Source organism: Planococcus massiliensis (assembly GCF_000821325.1).
Classification (GTDB): domain Bacteria; phylum Bacillota; class Bacilli; order Bacillales_A; family Planococcaceae; genus Planococcus; species Planococcus ruber.
This window is the reverse complement of the sequence record NZ_CCXS01000001.1, coordinates 3,337,482-3,355,000: the sequence shown is the minus strand read 5'-3', so window position 1 is coordinate 3,355,000 and position 17,519 is coordinate 3,337,482. Positions and strand designations below refer to the sequence as shown.

21 protein-coding genes and 2 other annotated features (2 of these 23 cut by a window edge) are annotated in these 17,519 nt (G+C 45.1%); all 21 genes read left to right on the top strand.

Going from position 1 to position 17,519, the window contains the following annotated elements; translation table 11 throughout:
- On the top strand, positions 1 to 106 hold the 3' portion of the coding sequence (locus tag BN1080_RS16880) for a hypothetical protein (RefSeq protein ID WP_052654256.1). Its footprint begins 140 nt before the window's first position; 106 of the gene's 246 nt are visible here — the last part of the coding sequence; its start codon lies off the left edge, out of view; it ends in the stop codon at positions 104 to 106.
- A gap of 154 nt (positions 107 to 260) precedes the next feature.
- Positions 261 to 731: a CtsR family transcriptional regulator gene (locus BN1080_RS16875; RefSeq protein ID WP_052654253.1), complete on the top strand. Its 471-nt coding sequence runs from the start codon at positions 261 to 263 to the stop codon at positions 729 to 731.
- An 11-nt stretch (positions 732 to 742) separates the two neighbouring features.
- Positions 743 to 1,276, top strand: a complete 534-nt coding sequence (locus BN1080_RS16870) for a UvrB/UvrC motif-containing protein (RefSeq protein WP_052654251.1) — start codon at positions 743 to 745, stop codon at positions 1,274 to 1,276.
- Positions 1,266 to 2,360, top strand: coding sequence for a protein-arginine kinase McsB (locus BN1080_RS16865; RefSeq protein ID WP_052654248.1), 1,095 nt, complete (start codon positions 1,266 to 1,268; stop codon positions 2,358 to 2,360). Before BN1080_RS16870 ends, BN1080_RS16865 begins: the two co-directional genes overlap by 11 nt.
- Positions 2,357 to 4,801 carry an ATP-dependent protease ATP-binding subunit ClpC gene (gene clpC, locus BN1080_RS16860; RefSeq protein WP_052654245.1) on the top strand — a complete coding sequence of 815 codons (2,445 nt, stop codon included), beginning with the start codon at positions 2,357 to 2,359 and terminating at the stop codon, positions 4,799 to 4,801. Before BN1080_RS16865 ends, clpC begins: the two co-directional genes overlap by 4 nt.
- A gap of 60 nt (positions 4,802 to 4,861) precedes the next feature.
- A complete protein-coding gene (gene radA / locus BN1080_RS16855; protein ID WP_052654242.1) occupies positions 4,862 to 6,238 on the top strand; it encodes a DNA repair protein RadA in 1,377 nt (458 codons plus the stop codon).
- A 103-nt stretch (positions 6,239 to 6,341) separates the two neighbouring features.
- On the top strand, positions 6,342 to 7,439 hold the full coding sequence (locus BN1080_RS16850) for a PIN/TRAM domain-containing protein (RefSeq protein WP_052654240.1): 1,098 nt from the start codon (positions 6,342 to 6,344) through the stop codon (positions 7,437 to 7,439).
- Positions 7,440 to 7,452: 13 nt separating this feature from the next.
- Positions 7,453 to 8,148 carry a 2-C-methyl-D-erythritol 4-phosphate cytidylyltransferase gene (gene ispD, locus BN1080_RS16845; RefSeq protein ID WP_052654238.1) on the top strand — a complete coding sequence of 232 codons (696 nt, stop codon included), beginning with the start codon at positions 7,453 to 7,455 and terminating at the stop codon, positions 8,146 to 8,148.
- Positions 8,145 to 8,645 (top strand): 2-C-methyl-D-erythritol 2,4-cyclodiphosphate synthase, encoded by a 501-nt coding sequence (gene ispF / locus BN1080_RS16840; RefSeq protein ID WP_052654236.1) that lies wholly within the window; start codon positions 8,145 to 8,147, stop codon positions 8,643 to 8,645. Before ispD ends, ispF begins: the two co-directional genes overlap by 4 nt.
- A gap of 39 nt (positions 8,646 to 8,684) precedes the next feature.
- Entirely contained in the window at positions 8,685 to 10,148 is a 1,464-nt protein-coding gene (gene gltX, locus BN1080_RS16835; protein ID WP_052654233.1) for a glutamate--tRNA ligase, read from the top strand.
- 70 nt (positions 10,149 to 10,218) lie between these two features.
- Positions 10,219 to 10,435 (top strand) — a binding site (T-box leader).
- 52 nt (positions 10,436 to 10,487) lie between these two features.
- Positions 10,488 to 11,126, top strand: a complete 639-nt coding sequence (gene cysE / locus BN1080_RS16830) for a serine O-acetyltransferase (RefSeq protein WP_052654230.1) — start codon at positions 10,488 to 10,490, stop codon at positions 11,124 to 11,126.
- A 19-nt stretch (positions 11,127 to 11,145) separates the two neighbouring features.
- Positions 11,146 to 12,546 carry a cysteine--tRNA ligase gene (gene cysS, locus BN1080_RS16825; RefSeq protein ID WP_052654228.1) on the top strand — a complete coding sequence of 467 codons (1,401 nt, stop codon included), beginning with the start codon at positions 11,146 to 11,148 and terminating at the stop codon, positions 12,544 to 12,546.
- A 4-nt stretch (positions 12,547 to 12,550) separates the two neighbouring features.
- Positions 12,551 to 12,970 carry a Mini-ribonuclease 3 gene (locus BN1080_RS16820; RefSeq protein ID WP_052654225.1) on the top strand — a complete coding sequence of 140 codons (420 nt, stop codon included), beginning with the start codon at positions 12,551 to 12,553 and terminating at the stop codon, positions 12,968 to 12,970.
- The gene (gene rlmB, locus BN1080_RS16815; protein ID WP_052654223.1) at positions 12,967 to 13,719 is read left to right on the top strand and encodes a 23S rRNA (guanosine(2251)-2'-O)-methyltransferase RlmB; all 753 of its coding nucleotides are present in this window, start codon (positions 12,967 to 12,969) and stop codon (positions 13,717 to 13,719) included. Before BN1080_RS16820 ends, rlmB begins: the two co-directional genes overlap by 4 nt.
- Positions 13,720 to 13,723: 4 nt before the next feature.
- A complete protein-coding gene (locus BN1080_RS16810) occupies positions 13,724 to 14,233 on the top strand; it encodes an NYN domain-containing protein (RefSeq protein ID WP_052654220.1) in 510 nt (169 codons plus the stop codon).
- Positions 14,234 to 14,303: 70 nt separating this feature from the next.
- Complete coding sequence (gene sigH, locus BN1080_RS16805; protein WP_052654218.1) at positions 14,304 to 14,954, top strand: RNA polymerase sporulation sigma factor SigH; 651 nt, start codon at positions 14,304 to 14,306, stop codon at positions 14,952 to 14,954.
- Between the two features lie 70 nt (positions 14,955 to 15,024).
- A complete protein-coding gene (rpmG, locus tag BN1080_RS17095) occupies positions 15,025 to 15,171 on the top strand; it encodes a 50S ribosomal protein L33 (protein ID WP_110925679.1) in 147 nt (48 codons plus the stop codon).
- Positions 15,172 to 15,230: 59 nt separating this feature from the next.
- The gene (gene secE / locus BN1080_RS16800) at positions 15,231 to 15,416 is read left to right on the top strand and encodes a preprotein translocase subunit SecE (protein ID WP_052654215.1); all 186 of its coding nucleotides are present in this window, start codon (positions 15,231 to 15,233) and stop codon (positions 15,414 to 15,416) included.
- Positions 15,417 to 15,524: 108 nt separating this feature from the next.
- Positions 15,525 to 16,058, top strand: coding sequence for a transcription termination/antitermination protein NusG (gene nusG / locus BN1080_RS16795; RefSeq protein WP_052654212.1), 534 nt, complete (start codon positions 15,525 to 15,527; stop codon positions 16,056 to 16,058).
- 164 nt (positions 16,059 to 16,222) lie between these two features.
- The gene (gene rplK / locus BN1080_RS16790) at positions 16,223 to 16,648 is read left to right on the top strand and encodes a 50S ribosomal protein L11 (protein WP_052654209.1); all 426 of its coding nucleotides are present in this window, start codon (positions 16,223 to 16,225) and stop codon (positions 16,646 to 16,648) included.
- Between the two features lie 106 nt (positions 16,649 to 16,754).
- Complete coding sequence (gene rplA / locus BN1080_RS16785) at positions 16,755 to 17,450, top strand: 50S ribosomal protein L1 (protein WP_052654206.1); 696 nt, start codon at positions 16,755 to 16,757, stop codon at positions 17,448 to 17,450.
- A 46-nt stretch (positions 17,451 to 17,496) separates the two neighbouring features.
- Positions 17,497 to 17,519: a sequence feature (ribosomal protein L10 leader region), on the top strand; it runs 125 nt beyond the window's last position.

The following is a 17,519-nucleotide window of genomic DNA, read 5'->3' as shown; positions in this document are numbered from 1 at the left end:
ATGGCGAGAAGGTGTAAAATGGACGACTAAGTATCGGGAAGAAGAAACAAGATCAGCATCGAGCCACGCAAAAGACTTCGTTAAAAAAATACTTGAACAAGAATAAGGTTATTTGATGTCTCGGGAATTGCTCTCGAGACTTTTTTAATTATTTTTGCAGCCAATCATACTATTTGAAATGCATAAAATGGATAGTGTATAATTAAGTCAAATATAGTCAAAGTCAATTTTGGCCTATTAGTATCGAAGAGGTGATGACGATGCGGAATATTTCTGATGTAATTGAAGGTTATTTAAAAGAAGTTATCGAATTAAGCGATAGAGAACATATTGAAATAAAGCGCAGTGAAGTTGCTCAAAAATTCCAATGTGTTCCTTCGCAAATTAATTATGTTATAAATACTCGTTTTACTGTAGATCGTGGGTATATTGTTGAAAGTAAAAGAGGCGGCGGCGGATATATTCGAATTAAGCGGATTCGTTTTCATCAAAAAGCAGATTTTATTGCTGAGATTATTGAACGATTAAAGCAAGGTGCTACCCAAAGTATGGCAGAAGATATTGTTTTTCGGTTGCTTGACGAAGAGATTATCTCTAAGCGAGAAGCCAACTTGATATTGAGTGCAGTTGACCGATCAACATTGCTTATGCCTTTGCCAGTCCGCGATGAGATTAGGGCAAGAATTTTAATAGCTATGTTATTTACTTTAAAGCATCAGCCGAACTTGTAAGGAGTGGTAATATGATTTGCGATCAATGCGGTGAGCGTCCCGCTTCTGTCATAGTTAAACAGAATATCAACGGGCAATTGACTGAACGGCAGCTATGCCATGTATGTGCAGCAGGAAATCATAATTTCAATATTGTTTTTGAGCAAGATCCTTTAGCCATAAACCAATTGCTCACTAATTGGTTTCCAAACCAGCAAACTTCGCCCAGTCCAATAAAAAAAGAAGTCGCTGTTTGCCCATCCTGTGGATTTACATTTAACAAGTTTTTAAAGTTAGGCAAGTTTGGTTGTGCTGACTGCTATGAGGTATTCGAGTCTCAACTGGATGAGATCTTTAAAAGACTTCATAACGGAAATAGTGAGCATACTGGTAAAATACCCGCTTCTTACGGAAGTACCTTAAAAATTAAAAAAGAAATTGAAGAGTTGCGCAAGCAAATGAAATTTTCAATTGAGCAGGAGAATTTTGAAGAGGCTGCCAGATTAAGAGACCAAGTAAAGGCTCTGAATGTTCAGCTTGAGGGAGGTGCTTCTGATGGCAATTGAGCGTTTTCTTCAACCAAGAGCCAGCAGTTGGATGTCCAATGATGGTGAAAATGTCGATATTGCGATGAGTACTCGAATTCGCTTAGCACGAAATTTAAATAATTTTAAATTTCCATATGCGTATACAGAAGATGAAGCATTAAAAGTAGATAAAGAAATCTCTGCAGTATTGCTTGATAAGGGAAAAGAATTGAAACATTCCTTTACTCATATTAGTATTCAAGAAACCCCGCAATTGGAAAGAGAAGTTTTAGTGGAGAAACATTTGATAAGCCCTTATTTAGCAAAAGGCACCCATTCAGGTTCGGTATTGATATCGGAAAATGAGGAACTCAGTATTATGGTAAATGAAGAAGATCATTTGCGCATTCAAAGCCTGCAATCGGGTTTTCATTTACAAGATGCTTATCAACGGGCGAATGAGTTGGATTCTTTACTTGAAAAACATTTATGTTATGCATTTCATGAAAAGTATGGATATCTGACCAGTTGCCCAACGAATACAGGAACTGGGATGCGTGCTTCTGTTATGCTCCATCTGCCTGCTTTGACCATGTCACACCAAATTACTCGCATTATTCCAGCGATATCACGTTTAGGAATGGTGGTAAGAGGTATTTACGGAGAAGGCAGTGAAGCACTAGGAAATGTTTATCAAATCTCCAACCAAGTTACTTTAGGAAAGTCAGAATACGAGATTTTGCAAGATCTTGAAAACATGACGGACCAAATTATTCAGCAAGAGCGCCGTGCTAGGGAGGCTATTTTAAGCAACTCACCAGTGGTTCTGGAAGACCGTATCTACCGGTCGCTTGGTACACTGACCCATGCAAGAATGCTGACAACCGAAGAAGCAGCCACTTGCCTTTCGGATGTGCGTCTTGGAATTGATCTGAAAATGATTGAAGGCATGGATATGTCGATACTCAATGAGTTGATGATCTTTATGCAGCCTGCATTTTTGCAGCGCTATTCTGATAAGCCGCTGCAGCCGAAGGAAAGAGACTACGCCCGTGCAAAACTGTTTCGGGACCGTTTAAATAATGAAAATGTTACTAACAACAGAGGAGAGGATTTTGCATGATGTTTAATCGATTTACACAACGCGCACAAAAAGTTCTTCAATTAGCCCAAGAAGAAGCGATTCGCATGAAACACGAGTCAATTGGTACTGAGCATATCCTATTAGGGTTAATTCGCGAAGGCGGCGGCATTGCTGCAAAAGCGCTGGAAGCGATTGAAGTAAATACGCAATTGATCGAAGAAGGGGTAAAAGAATTAGTTGGCGTCGGTGAGAAAGATGTTGGACCGATTGTTCACTATACCCCAAGAGCGAAAAAAGTCATTGAGCTTTCAGTTGATGAGTCCCGTAAACTTGGCCATTCTTACATTGGAACGGAGCATTTGCTGTTGGCATTGATCCGTGAAGGTGAAGGAGTAGCAGCGCGTGTTCTAGGAAATGCCGGCGTCAGCTTGAATAAGGCACGCCAGCAAGTCTTGCAGCTTTTAGGCAGCAATGAACAAGCATCTACAGGAAGCAGCCCAAATGCTTCTGCAAATACGCCAACACTAGATGGCTTAGCACGCGATTTGACTCAAGTCGCACGTGAAGGCAGCCTAGATCCGGTAATTGGGCGAAGCAAAGAAATTACACGTGTGATTGAAGTATTGAGCCGTCGCACGAAAAACAACCCGGTCTTAATCGGGGAGCCTGGCGTCGGTAAAACAGCTATTGCTGAAGGATTGGCGCAACAGATCGTCAATAATGAAGTACCGGAAACTTTGCGCGACAAACGCGTAATGGTTTTGGATATGGGTACAGTTGTCGCAGGTACAAAATATCGTGGTGAATTTGAAGACCGTTTGAAAAAAGTGATGGATGAAATTCGCCAAGCGGGCAACGTAATTCTGTTCATTGATGAGCTTCATACATTAATTGGCGCTGGCGGTGCAGAAGGTGCGATCGATGCATCAAATATCTTGAAACCGTCTTTATCACGCGGTGAATTGCAATGTATCGGTGCTACGACTTTAGATGAGTACCGTAAATACATCGAAAAAGATGCAGCGCTAGAACGCCGTTTCCAACCAATTCAAGTAGATGAGCCAACTGTTGAAGAATCAATCCAGATCATTAAAGGGCTTCGCGACCGCTACGAAGCGCATCACCGAGTAAAAATTACGGATGCAGCCATTGAAGCAGCAGCTAAAATGTCTGACCGTTATATTTCAGACCGGTTCTTGCCGGACAAAGCGATTGACTTAATTGATGAAGCAGGCTCTAAAGTCCGTCTTCGTTCGTATACAACTCCGCCAGATTTGAAAGAGCTGGAAGCGAAACTTGAAGCAGCCCGTTCTGAGAAAAATGAAGCGGTACAAAGCCAGGAGTTTGAAAAAGCGGCTTCGCTTCGTGATGCTGAACAGAAGTTAAAAGATCAATTAGATAAAACGAAGAAAGAATGGAAAGAAAAGCAAGGCAAAGAAGAGTCTGAAGTGACAGTAGAAGATATTGCGACTGTCGTGTCCATGTGGACAGGCATTCCGGTATCGAAACTGGCTCAAACAGAATCTGATAAATTATTGAACTTGGAAGAAATTCTGCACAATCGTGTGATTGGCCAAGAAGAGGCGGTAACGTCGATATCTAAAGCGATCCGCCGTGCACGTGCAGGATTGAAAGATCCGAAACGTCCAATCGGTTCATTCATTTTCCTTGGGCCTACTGGCGTCGGTAAAACGGAGCTTGCGCGTGCGCTCGCTGAATCAATGTTCGGTGATGAAGACGCGATGATCCGCATCGATATGTCCGAATACATGGAAAGACATTCGACTTCACGCCTTGTCGGTTCGCCTCCAGGCTATGTCGGTTATGAAGAAGGCGGCCAATTGACGGAGAAAGTCCGCAGAAAACCTTATTCGGTCGTTCTTCTCGATGAAATTGAAAAAGCGCATCCGGATGTCTTCAATATTCTGTTGCAAGTGCTTGAAGATGGACGTTTGACGGATTCCAAAGGACGTCGAGTCGACTTCCGCAATACCGTCATCATCATGACGTCTAACGTCGGGGCAGAAGAATTGAAATACAATAAATACGTTGGTTTCAATTTAGAAGATGCGAAAACGGATTATAAAGACATGAAGGGCAAAATGTTGGCAGAATTGAAGAAAGCCTTCCGTCCTGAATTCTTGAACCGTATTGACGATATGATCGTCTTCCATTCTCTTGAGAAAGAGAACCTTCGTGAGATTGTTACTTTGATGTCTAAGCAATTAACAGAGCGTTTGAAAGAACAAAACATTGATTTGGAACTGACAGACGCTGCGCTTGAAAAAGTAGCCAAAGAGGGGTATGATCCTGAATACGGGGCACGACCTCTTCGCCGTGCACTTCAAAAATATGTAGAAGACCGTTTGTCTGAAGAACTGTTAAAAGGCACAGCTATTGCCGGTCAACGCATTGTATTTGATGTGGAGAACGACGAATTTGTTGTTCGCACCAAAGAAGCGGTTACGGAAGTAAAGTAAGATGAATTTTCCGCTCGCCGAATTTCGGCGAGCGTTTTTTATTTGGAAAAGGAGGTACCCATGGCTAAGAAAAAGACGAAGTTTGTATGCCAGTCGTGCGGTTATGAGTCAGCTAAATGGATGGGGAAATGCCCAGGCTGCGGAGAATGGAACCAAATGGTAGAAGAAGTGGAAGTGGCTGCACCTAAAGGGACGCGAGGAGCATTTCAGCATTCGGCTGCCGTTCCGCAAAAAGCGGTTTCCATTAACGCTATTGAAACAAAAGAAGAGCCGCGCGTCGAAACGGAGCTTGAAGAATTAAACCGTGTGCTCGGCGGCGGGATTGTTCCAGGGTCGCTTGTATTAATCGGCGGGGACCCGGGGATCGGGAAATCGACTTTGCTGCTTCAGGTATCTGCGATGCTTGCGAATAGCGGAAGCCGGGTTTTGTATATTTCCGGTGAAGAATCGATTCGCCAAACCAAGTTGCGGGCGCAGCGGTTGAATGCGGCCTCTTCGGAGCTTTATATCTATGCAGAAACCAATTTGGAATTAATTCATCATACGATAGAAGATGTAGCGCCGGATTTTGTGATTGTCGATTCCATCCAAACGGTGCATCATCCGGAAGTAACGTCAGCACCCGGAAGTGTGACGCAAGTTCGAGAAAGCACCGCTGAATTAATGCGGATTGCTAAGACGAAGAACATTGCGATTTTCCTAGTAGGGCACGTAACAAAAGAGGGGCAGATTGCAGGGCCGCGAATTTTGGAGCATATGGTGGATACCGTGTTGTATTTTGAAGGCGAACGCCATCATACGTACCGGATTTTGCGCAGTGTCAAAAACCGTTTTGGATCGACCAATGAAATTGCGATTTTCGAAATGCTGCAAAGCGGCTTGAAAGAAGTGCTGAACCCTTCCGAATTGTTTCTTCAAGAGCGTTCAAGCGGGGCAGCAGGCTCCACAGTCGTAGCATCCATGGAAGGAACTCGCCCGATTCTAGTTGAAATCCAGGCATTGGTTACGCCTTCGAGCTTTAATTATCCGAAGCGGATGGCTACAGGGATCGATCAAAACCGGGTATCGCTTTTGATGGCCGTGCTTGAGAAGCGGATGGGCATGTTGCTGCAGGCGCAAGATGCGTATATCAAAGTGGCGGGCGGCGTGAAATTGGACGAACCGGCGATCGATTTGGCCGTACTTGCGAGCATCGTTTCCAGTTACCGTGACCTCGCGCCGAATGTCTATGATTGTATAATTGGTGAAGTAGGTTTAACAGGGGAGATCCGGCGGGTATCCCGTATTGAACAGCGGGTTCAGGAAGCGGCGAAATTAGGGTTCAAACGGGCCATTATTCCAGCTTCGAACCTTGGTGGCTGGGATTATCCGGAAGGAATCCGAGTCGTTGGCGTTGAAAGTGTGAATGATGCATTAAAAGAGATTTTCCCACAATAAAGGAGGCAAATTGCCTCCTTTTTCTTTAGCTGATTCCCTGAAAGGGTCAACAGAGCGTTTCGCTCTTAAAATGTGTATAATTATTATAAAGGAGGTGGAGTCTATGCTAAAAAGAATTATTCAAGTGTTATTTTTGCTTGTTGGTGCTACTGTCGGGATTCTATTTTTACCATATGGTTTTGAACTTATTCCTATTCTCGATAATCCCTGGGTCAATAATGCTATTGCATCTGCTTTGATCGGTGCACTTATCTTTTTTGTTTTGTCTCTCTTGTTTGCGGATGCCATTGTCAGATTTATGAAATGGATGGAGGAAAGGCTTCTTCATGCCCCTACCCCGGATTTGCTGTTTGGGACGGTCGGCCTCATCATTGGATTGATTGTTGCTTTCTTGATCGGTTTTGCCTTGAGTACGATTGATATTCCGGTAGTTGCGACAGCTGCTCCAATTATTTTGTCGGTAGTATTGGGATACTTAGGTTTCCAGGTTGGTTTCCAAAAGCGGGAAGAGATGATCGCGATGCTGACGCCTCAGCGTTTATCGGTGTCGAAGAAGCCGGAAATCGAAGAAGCTGTTGAAAAGACTTCTTATAAATTGCTTGATACCAGTGTCATCATTGATGGACGGATCGCCGATATTTCGGCGACTGGCTTTATGGAAGGGACATTTGTTGTGCCTCAATTCGTCTTATCAGAGCTGCAGCATATTGCCGATTCCTCTGACACCTTGAAAAGAACGCGCGGGCGTCGTGGATTGGACATTTTGAAACGCCTTCAAAGTGAACGCGAAGGGGCTATTATGATTACGGAAGAAAGTTTTGATGAAGTCAGTGAAGTGGATTTGAAGCTGATGCGCGCAGCTAAAAAAATGGGCGGACAAGTGGTGACGAATGATTTTAATTTAAATAAAGTCTGTGAACTCCATAATGTTCCGGTCTTGAATATTAATGACTTGGCAAACGCGGTGAAACCGGTCGTAATCCCTGGAGAAGATATGCATGTCGTTGTGATCAAAGACGGCAAGGAGCAAAACCAAGGGGTTGCTTACTTGGATGATGGCACAATGATTGTGATTGAAGACGGCAAAGGATTTATCGGGCAGGCAATTGATGTGACGGTAACAAGTGTGCTTCAAACTTCAGCTGGCCGGATGATTTTTGCGAAACCGCGTGAAGGCCGCCAAATTACAATGAATGGATAAAGGATGGCGCAATATGAATTATACAGTCGTTCTTCCTGCTGCGGGCAGCGGGAAACGGATGAAGGCAAATAAGAATAAATTATTACTCGAACTTTTCAACAAACCGATTTTCCTTTATACCTTGGAAGTGTTCCAGCAGGATCCAAATTGTGAGAGCATTTGGCTCGCAGTCAAAAAGGACGAACGCGAACTGATTGAAACTTGCGTCAATCAATATGGCATTACGAAAGTCCATGGTTATGCAGAAGGCGGAATGGAGCGGCAAGACAGTGTCAGAGCATGTCTTGAAGCGATTCCGCCTTGTGGCGTTGTATTGGTCCACGATGCAGCACGGCCGTTCATCGATCCATCCGTTATTTCGGAATTGGTGGGGACTGCCCAGGCTTCTGGCGCGGCGATTGCGGCTGTACCGGTAAAAGACACGATCAAAAAAGCGCGAGATGGCATCATTACGGAAACGGTCAACCGCGAGCAATTGTGGATGATTCAAACGCCGCAAGCTTTTCGATATGAGTTGATTTTGGCGGCTGCCCAGGCAGCGGCGAAAGACGGCTTTTTGGGAACGGATGAAGCGATGTTAGTGGAGCGCTTAGGGCATCCGGTGGAGATCGTGGAAAGTACCTATGAAAATGTAAAAATGACCACACCGGAAGATTTGATTTATGGCAAAGCCATTTTAGAGAACCGGAAACAGGAGGAAAAGAAATGATTCGAATTGGACAAGGATACGATGTACATCAATTAGCAGAAGGGCGCCCGTTCATTTTAGGCGGTATTGAAATCCCGCATGATAAAGGGCTGCTCGGCCATTCCGATGCAGATGTCTTGCTTCATACCATTACCGACGCAGCGCTTGGCGCGATTTGCGGAGGCGATATCGGCAAGCATTTCCCGGACACGGACCCGGAATTCAAAGATGCGGATTCGCGCAAATTGCTTACGCATATTTGGCAATACGTAAAAGAGCAAGGCTATGAGCTCGGCAACGTCGATTGCACCGTCATTGCACAAAAACCGAAACTGGCTCCTTATATCGAACAGATGCGCGAGTCGATCGCGGGTTTATTGGAAGCGGATATTTCACAAGTAAACGTGAAAGCGACAACTTCAGAACATCTAGGATTTACGGGCCGCGAAGAAGGGATTGCGGCGCTGGCAGTCATCTTATTGACAAAACGACCGCTTCCGCTGGATGCTCCAGAGTGATAAAATAGAAATACTGTTATTCAAATAGGAGGAAAAAACATGACACAAGAAGTACGCGTGCGTTATGCTCCGAGCCCGACTGGCCATTTACATATCGGCGGAGCCCGGACAGCGCTGTTTAATTATTTATATGCCCGCCACAATAATGGGAAATTCATCGTTCGCATCGAGGACACGGATATTGCCCGCAATATCGAGACAGGTGAATTATCGCAGCTGGATAATTTGAAATGGCTTGGCTTGGAGTATGATGAGTCCGTGGATATCGGCGGAGAATACGGCCCCTACCGCCAGATGGAGCGTTTAGACATCTACAAAGGCTATGCGGATGAAATGCTCGAAAAAGGCTCAGCTTATAAATGCTTCTGTACGCCTAAGAAATTGGAAGCTGAACGCGAAGCACAAAAAGCGGCAGGAATTGCTGCGCCTCAATACAGTGGAACTTGCCGCAATTTAACAGCTGAAGAAGTGGCAGAAAAAGAAGCGGCCGGAATGCCTTATACATTGCGCATGAAAGTGCCGGCTGATGTCACGTATTCGTTTGAAGACTTGGTTCGCGGGCCGGTTTCATTCGAATCAAAAGATGTGGGTGACTGGGTGCTCGTGAAAACCAACGGCATTCCGACATACAACTTTGCTGTAGTCATCGACGATCACTTGATGAAGATCTCCCATGTATTCCGCGGGGAAGAGCATTTGTCGAATACACCGAAGCAAATGATGATTTTCGATGCGTTCGGCTGGGATTATCCGTCATTCGGCCATATGACGCTTATCATCAACGAAGATCGCAAAAAATTGTCGAAGCGTGATGAGTCGATTCTTCAGTTCATCTCCCAATACAAAGACCTGGGCTACATTCCAGAAGCTTTGTTTAATTTCTTTGCTTTGCTTGGCTGGTCTCCAGAAGGGGAAGAAGAGATTTTCTCGAAAGAGGAATTGATCCGCATCTTTGATGTAAGCCGCCTTTCGAAATCGCCGTCGATGTTCGATAAGCAAAAGATGATGTGGATGAACAACCAGTACATCAAGCAGATGCCGCTTGAAGAAGTGGTAAAACTCGCGCTTCCTCATTTGCAGAAAGCAGGCAAATTGCCTGAACAATTATCGGAAGAACAAACAGTTTGGGCTGAAAAGCTGATTGCTTTGTACCACGATCAAATGAGCTACGGTGCTGAGATCACAGAGATTTCGGATCTGTTCTTCACAGAAGAATTGTCATTCGGCGAAGAAGAGAAAGAAGTGTTGGCGGGTGAGCAAGTGCCGGAAGTGATGGCTTCCTTCATCGAGCAGCTGGAGAACCTGGAAACATTTGAGCCTGCGGAAATCAAAGCAGCGATCAAAGCGGTCCAAAAAGCGACCGGGCATAAAGGGAAGAATTTATTCATGCCGATCCGCGTCGTGACGACAGGGCAAATGCACGGACCGGAATTGCCGGACTCCATTGCGCTGTTAGGAAAAGAAAAAACCATTGCGCGCCTTGCTAAATTCGCCCAGGCATAAGTGGATGGCAGCTGCAAAGAGTGCAAGAAATTGACTTATGGCGGCAAGCGTGTAGAATGAACTTACTATTAGTAAATCGTTGACGAGAAGAAGTAAATGCAGCATGCTCCAAAGAGAGGATCATCACCGGCTGAAAATGATCCGGGCCGCTGCTGCGTTGAAATGCCTCTCCGAGTGCTGAGTCGAATCAAGTAGACCAGACGTATCGCCTGCGTTAAAGGCGTTCGAGAGAGAAAGGCTACCGCCTTTCTAATCAGAGTGGAACCGCGCAATTATGCGTCTCTGTCATTTTTATGGCAGAGGCGCTTTTTATTTTGCACAAGAAAGGAGAGAGTGAGCGTGTGGAAATTTTTAAAAGAGGACATTGATGTGGTGTTTGAGCAGGACCCGGCTGCCCGAAGCTACTTGGAAGTCATCTTGACCTATTCCGGGCTGCATGCCATTTGGGCGCACCGCTTAGCGCATTTTTTCTTTAAGAAGAAATTGTTTTTCATTGCCCGCGCCATTTCGCAGATCAGCCGCTTTTTCACTGGCATCGAAATCCATCCAGGAGCGGTGATCGGCCGCCGATTTTTTATTGACCATGGCATGGGGGTCGTTATCGGCGAAACGTGTATCATCGGCGACAATGTCACCTTGTATCAAGGCGTCACACTTGGAGGGACGGGAAAAGAGCGCGGCAAACGCCATCCGACACTAGAAGACAATGTGTTGGTTGCCACAGGCGCAAAAGTCCTTGGCTCCATAATAGTTGGCGAAAATTCAAAAGTCGGCGCAGGCTCCGTTGTGCTGAAAAGCGTTCCGGCAAATGCGACAGTTGTCGGGATTCCGGGAAAAGTGGTGATCCAGGACGGCGTGAAAGTGAAGCCCGATCTGAATCATCAGGACATGCCGGATCCGATGATGGATAAATGCGAAAGCATGGAACTGAAAATAGCGGAACTGAAGCAGGAAATTGAACGATTAAAAAACGCATAAAAGAAAGAAGGGCAACCGAATGGCAATTCAAATTTTTAATTCGCTATCACGTCAAAAAGAAGCATTTATTCCCTTAGAAGAGGGAAAAGTAAAAATGTATGTGTGCGGTCCGACTGTCTATAACTACATTCACATCGGCAATGCGCGTCCGGTTATTGTCTATGACACGGTTCGCCGTTACTTGGCTTACCGCGGCTATGACGTTACGTATGTCTCCAACTTTACGGATGTTGATGACAAACTGATTAAAGCTGCCAATGAACTCGGCGTGGAAGTTCCGGAAATCGCTGAACGTTTTATCCAAGCTTATTTTGAAGATACGAAAGCGCTGGGCTGCGACGAAGCGGATGTGCATCCGCGCGTCATGGATCATATGCCGCAAATCATTGATTTTATCGAAGCGCTTGTGGAAAAGGGCTATGCCTACGAATCGCAAGGCGATATTTACTACCGGACGCGCAAATTCGAAGGCTACGGAAAATTGTCGCATCAATCGGTCGATGAATTGAAGGTGGGCGCACGGATTGAGACCGGCGATAAGAAAGAAGATGCCTTGGATTTTGCTTTATGGAAAGCGGCGAAGCCGGGCGAAATTTCGTGGGAAAGTCCTTGGGGAAAAGGGCGTCCAGGCTGGCATATCGAATGCTCGGTCATGGCGCGCGAGCATCTGGGTGATACAATCGACATTCATGCAGGCGGACAGGATTTAACGTTCCCGCACCATGAAAATGAAATTGCCCAGTCTGAAGCTTACACGGGCAAGACGTTTGCCCGCTATTGGATGCACAACGGCTATATCAATATCGACAATGAAAAAATGTCGAAATCACTGAATAACTTTGTTTTGGTCAATGACATTTTAAAAGAATTGGATGCGCAGGTACTTCGCATGTTTATGCTGTCTGTCCATTATCGCCACCCAATCAATTATTCGCAGCAATTGGTGGAGGATGCCATTGCTGGACTTGAGCGGCTTCGGACGGCTTATGCAAACTTGAAGCATCGGTTGGAAACGTCGGCAGGCCTCGGGGACCATACGGATATTTGGCTGGCGAAAATGAATGCCATCAAAGAAGAGTTTGTGGAAACGATGGATGACGATTTCAATACAGCAAATGCGATTTCAAAACTCTTTGATTTATCGCGGTTGTCCAATACGTATTTATTGGAAAAACAGACTTCCACGGAAGTGCTGGAAGCGTTCATCGCGTTATTCGACGAATTGGCCCGCGTGTTGGGATTGCCGTTCAAACAGGAAGCAGAATTATTGGATGCCGAAGTGGAAGCGTTGCTTGCAGAGCGCATCGAAGCCCGCAAGAACCGCGATTTTGCGCGAGCGGATGAGATCCGGGACTTGTTCAAAGAGAAAAACATCATTTTAGAAGATACGGCGCAAGGCACGCGTTGGAAAAGGGGGTAAGGGCGTGAACGTTTTACGGAATCAGGACGTTGACCAGCTGAACGCGCTGGCACTCGCTTATATGGGCGATGCCGTGTATGAGCAGGCGGTGCGCGAACATCTGCTGCGTTCTGGACGCGTTAAACCCAATATTCTGCATCGCCAAGCCACGACCTTTGTTTCGGCAAAAGCGCAGGCCGGTGTCCTAAAGAAAATGACAGATGAAGCGTTTTTAACCGAGGCGGAGCTGGCTGTCATGAGAAGAGGGCGCAATGCGAAATCAGGATCGGTGCCGAAAAATACCGATGTCCAAACCTATAATTTCAGCACCGCTTTTGAAGCAGTGCTTGGCTGGCTTTATTTAAAAGGCGAGCAAGACCGGACGGATGAAATCATCGCCTATGCGATTGACACAATAGAAGAGCTGAGAGGAGCGATCAAATGACTGAGGAACTAGCACCGGAAATTATCGGCGGCAAAAACCCCGTACTGGAAGCTTTGCGCGCAGACCGGGACGTCAATAAAATCTGGATTGCCGAAGGCGTCCAGAAAAAAGGGATCACGGAATTGCTGCAATTGGCAAAAGAAAAAGGAGTCCTGGTTCAATTTGTGCCGAAAAAGAAAGTGGACGGGTTGACGGATTCGAACCACCAGGGAATCGCGGCGGCTGTGGCTGCTTATAATTACGCAGAACTGGATGATTTATTCGAAGCAGCGGCAGCGCACTCGGAAGATCCGTTCTTTTTAATTTTAGATGAATTGGAAGATCCCCATAACTTGGGATCGATCATGCGGACAGCGGATGCAATCGGCGTACACGGCATCGTGATTCCGAAACGCCGGGCTGTGGGCCTGACAGCTGTTGTTGCCAAGTCTTCCACGGGTGCTATTGAACACGTGCCGGTCGTGCGCGTCAACAATTTATCCCAAACGGTAGACGAATTGAAAAAACGCGGCGTATGGATTGCGGGGACGGATGCAAAAGAGTCGACGGATTACCGCAATATGGATGCAGGTTTGCCGCTTGCCGTCATTATTGGAAGTGAAGGAAAAGGCATGAGCCGGATCTTGCGCGATAAATGTGATTTCCTTTACCAGCTGCCAATGATTGGACACGTTACATCCCTTAATGCGTCAGTGGCTGCGAGTTTATTGATGTATGAAGTTTATCGGAAGCGCCATCCGCTCGGGTGATGCCATGGACATTCTGCTGGTTGATGGCTATAACATCATTGGAGACTGGGTGGAACTAAGAGAATTAAAAAAAGATAAACTGGTAGATGCCAGAGACCGGTTAATTGAACGGATGGCTGAATATAAAAGTTACAAGGGTTGGCGCGTCATCATCATTTTTGATGCCCATCTGGTCCCGGGGATTGAAGCCAAGAATAGGCACCATGAAGTTGAGGTCATCTTTACGCGGGAAAGTGAGACGGCAGATGAACGGATTGAAAAATTGGCAACGAGCTTAAGCAACCGCAGAGACCAAATTTATGTCGCCACTTCCGATCAAACGGAACAGCGGGTTGTTTTTGGCAAAGGAGCTCTTCGCATTTCAGCCAGGGAATTGGAAATTGAGATGGAAGAAATTCAACGGAATATTTCGAAGAAAGTGAAAGAAATTCAAGAACAGCGGGCATTTTCCAAAATTCATCTATCTGAAGAAGTGGCAGAAATTTTCGAAAAATGGCGCCGTGGACTGAAATGACTGGTTGACGCTCAATTTTTTCTTCCTGTATACTGATGTTATCGAGGTTCACGCAACCGGAGGGATAGCCGTGGTAAATCATGAGCAAGTTCAAACGCACCGATTCACAGAAATGACAGATGAAGAACTTGTCAGTTTGGTCCACAGCGGAAATACTGAAGCCTTGGACTTTTTGATTACGAAGTTTCGGCATTTTGTTCGCATGAAAGCCCGTTCCTATTTTTTAATAGGGGCTGATAAGGAAGACATCATCCAAGAAGGGATGATCGGCTTATACAAAGCGATCCGCGATTTCCGAAGTGATAAATTATCTTCTTTCCGGGCCTTTGCCGAATTGTGCATCATTCGCCAAATCATTACGGCGATCAAAACGGCAACAAGGCAAAAGCACATTCCGCTGAATTCCTATGTCTCCTTGGATAAGCCGATTTACGATGAAGAATCTGATCGGACGTTGATGGATGTTTTGACTGGGACTGGTGTCGATGACCCTGAAGAGTTGATGATCAATAACGAAGAATTTTTGTACATGGAAGAAAAAATGGGTGAAGTGCTGAGTGATTTGGAACGCGAAGTTCTGGCTTTGTACTTGGATGGCCAATCGTATCAGGAAATTTCCGATAAATTGGAACGGCATGTCAAATCGATTGATAATGCGCTGCAGCGAGTCAAGCGGAAACTGGAGCGGCATCTTCAATTTGACGAGACCCAGATGTCCTAAGGCCTAGTTGACAGCTCCGTTTTAAGGTGATAACCTTGAAAAAGCTGCAAACTCGAATAGGGTGAGAAAAATGGCTAAAAAAATGGTTTTAAGCTGCTCGAAATGTGCTTCCCGTAATTATACGGTACCTTCGAAAGAAGGGCGCAGTACACGTTTGGAACTCAAAAAATTCTGTGCTCACTGCAATGGGCATACCGTGCATCAACAAACCTTATGAATTTTAATTGAATGCCGGACGATATAGAGTAATTTTGAAAGTCGGAGGTTTTTAAAACAATGGGCAACATTGGTGGTTTCTTTAAAAATGTCGTTTCGGAAATGAGAAAAGTAAGCTGGCCAAAGCGCAAAGAACTGACTCGCTATACGATCGTAGTTCTTTCTACAGTAATCTTTATGGCTCTTTTCTTCGCATTAGTCGATACTGGCATCTCGGAATTATTCCGTTGGTTCTTGGCACTTTGATTTTAGGTATTCAACAAGAATAACGCATAAAAAATAGCCCGTCATTCTTAGAGAACGGGTTTTTTCATTTGGCAAAAAAGGAGGGATGGACGTCTAGTCCGCACGATTATGGAAAAAAATTGGTATGTGGTCCACACGTATTCAGGTTATGAGAATAAAGTAAAAGCAAACTTGGAAAAACGCGTAGAAACAATGGGCATGCAAGATAAAATCTTCCGCGTCATCATTCCTGAAGAACAGGAAACAGATTTTAAAGACGGAAAAAAACGCACAGTGATGCGCAAAACTTTCCCGGGATACGTTTTAGTGGAATTGATCATGACAGATGAGTCTTGGTATGTTGTCCGAAATACACCGGGTGTCACTGGATTTATCGGTTCATCAGGCGGAGGCGCGAAACCGACGCCTTTATTGGATGAGGAAGTCGAGTTCATCTTGAAACAGATGGGCATGACAGCGCGCAAAGTGGACATTGACTTTGCCGTATCCGATGTCGTCGAAGTCATGGAAGGGCCATTCGCGAATTTCCAAGGCAAAGTGGAAGAAATTGATGAAACAAAAGGCAAAGTAAAAGTTTCCATCGATATCTTCGGCCGGGAGACAAAAATGGAACTCGACTTCGAGCAGGTTCAAAAAATATAAAAGCCGCTTGCTATTATGGCGAAGAAGTGGTATTATTTCATAGGTCAGACTGTCATAGGACAATTTGTACAATTTAGCTAATTCTATCAACAAAGTTGACAGACAGATATTGAGTGGGAGGGGAAACCCTATTACCACATCACGGACTTAAGGAGGTGTGTTTCGTGGCTAAAAAAGTGATTAAAGTTGTAAAATTGCAGATCCCTGCAGCAAAAGCTAATCCAGCGCCGCCGGTTGGTCCAGCATTGGGTCAAGCAGGTGTTAACATCATGGGCTTCTGTAAAGAGTTCAACGCACGTACTGCTGAACAAGCAGGATTGATCATTCCGGTTGAGATTTCGGTATTTGAAGACCGTTCATTTACATTCATTACGAAAACTCCACCCGCTGCTGTTCTATTGAAAAAAGCAGCTGGTATCGAATCAGGTTCAGGCGAACCGAACCGCAATAAAGTAGCGACTGTGAAACGCGACCAAGTTCGCGAAATCGCAGAAACTAAAATGCCAGATCTAAATGCTGCTTCAGTTGAAGCTGCAATGTTGATGGTTGAAGGTACTGCTCGCAGCATGGGCATTACAATCGAAGACTAATACAGTAGTTGTTTTTGGATGGGTTGCGCGTGTTCACCAGAACCGCGCAGCCTTTAATCGTGGGAGGTTCAAGACCGCTAGACCACAACAAGGAGGACATTTTAAAATGGCTAAAACAGGCAAAAAGCTGCAAGAAGCAGCAAAATTAATCGACCGTTCAAAATTGTACGATGCTAAAGAAGCAATTGAACTTGCGAAAAAAGCAAGCACAGTCAACTTCGATGCAACAGTAGAAGTAGCTTTCCGTCTTGGAATTGATACGCGCAAGAACGACCAGCAAATCCGCGGAGCAGTAGTGCTTCCAAACGGAACTGGTAAAACGCAAAGCGTATTGGTTTTCGCTAAAGGCGAAAAACTTAAAGAAGCTGAAGCAGCAGGTGCAGATTTCGTAGGCGATGCTGAATATATCCAAAAAATCCAACAAGGATGGTTTGACTTCGACGTGATCGTTGCAACTCCTGACATGATGGGTGAAGTTGGTAAACTTGGACGCGTATTAGGACCAAAAGGCTTAATGCCAAACCCTAAAACAGGCACAGTTACATTTGATGTAACGAAAGCTGTTCAAGAAATCAAAGCTGGTAAAGTGGAATACCGTGCAGATAAATCAGGTATCATCCACGCACCAATCGGGAAAGTTTCTTTCGAAGACAGCCAATTGGCTGAAAACTTAGAAGCGATCTACGATGTAGTTGTGAAAGCGAAGCCGTCGGCTGCTAAAGGAACTTACATCAAATCACTTAACGTTACAACTACAATGGGACCTGCTGTAAAAGTAGATACAAACAGCGTAGCTAAGTAATTTAAGTGTTGACAGATCATTTTACACTTGCTACAATAGCGTAGTTGTAAAATGCATATTTGTACCGCA

Coding starts and splice junctions, on each gene's coding strand:
- ispF (WP_052654236.1), top strand. CDS start 8,145: ATGATTCGAATTGGACAAGGATACGATGTACATCAATTAGCAGAAGGG.
- BN1080_RS16865 (WP_052654248.1), top strand. CDS start 1,266: ATGGCAATTGAGCGTTTTCTTCAACCAAGAGCCAGCAGTTGGATGTCC.
- rlmB (WP_052654223.1), top strand. CDS start 12,967: ATGACTGAGGAACTAGCACCGGAAATTATCGGCGGCAAAAACCCCGTA.
- BN1080_RS16850 (WP_052654240.1), top strand. CDS start 6,342: ATGCTAAAAAGAATTATTCAAGTGTTATTTTTGCTTGTTGGTGCTACT.
- radA (WP_052654242.1), top strand. CDS start 4,862: ATGGCTAAGAAAAAGACGAAGTTTGTATGCCAGTCGTGCGGTTATGAG.
- secE (WP_052654215.1), top strand. CDS start 15,231: ATGGGCAACATTGGTGGTTTCTTTAAAAATGTCGTTTCGGAAATGAGA.
- cysS (WP_052654228.1), top strand. CDS start 11,146: ATGGCAATTCAAATTTTTAATTCGCTATCACGTCAAAAAGAAGCATTT.
- clpC (WP_052654245.1), top strand. CDS start 2,357: ATGATGTTTAATCGATTTACACAACGCGCACAAAAAGTTCTTCAATTA.
- BN1080_RS16870 (WP_052654251.1), top strand. CDS start 743: ATGATTTGCGATCAATGCGGTGAGCGTCCCGCTTCTGTCATAGTTAAA.
- ispD (WP_052654238.1), top strand. CDS start 7,453: ATGAATTATACAGTCGTTCTTCCTGCTGCGGGCAGCGGGAAACGGATG.
- nusG (WP_052654212.1), top strand. CDS start 15,525: ATGGAAAAAAATTGGTATGTGGTCCACACGTATTCAGGTTATGAGAAT.
- gltX (WP_052654233.1), top strand. CDS start 8,685: ATGACACAAGAAGTACGCGTGCGTTATGCTCCGAGCCCGACTGGCCAT.
- rplA (WP_052654206.1), top strand. CDS start 16,755: ATGGCTAAAACAGGCAAAAAGCTGCAAGAAGCAGCAAAATTAATCGAC.
- BN1080_RS16875 (WP_052654253.1), top strand. CDS start 261: ATGCGGAATATTTCTGATGTAATTGAAGGTTATTTAAAAGAAGTTATC.
- BN1080_RS16810 (WP_052654220.1), top strand. CDS start 13,724: ATGGACATTCTGCTGGTTGATGGCTATAACATCATTGGAGACTGGGTG.
- rpmG (WP_110925679.1), top strand. CDS start 15,025: ATGGCTAAAAAAATGGTTTTAAGCTGCTCGAAATGTGCTTCCCGTAAT.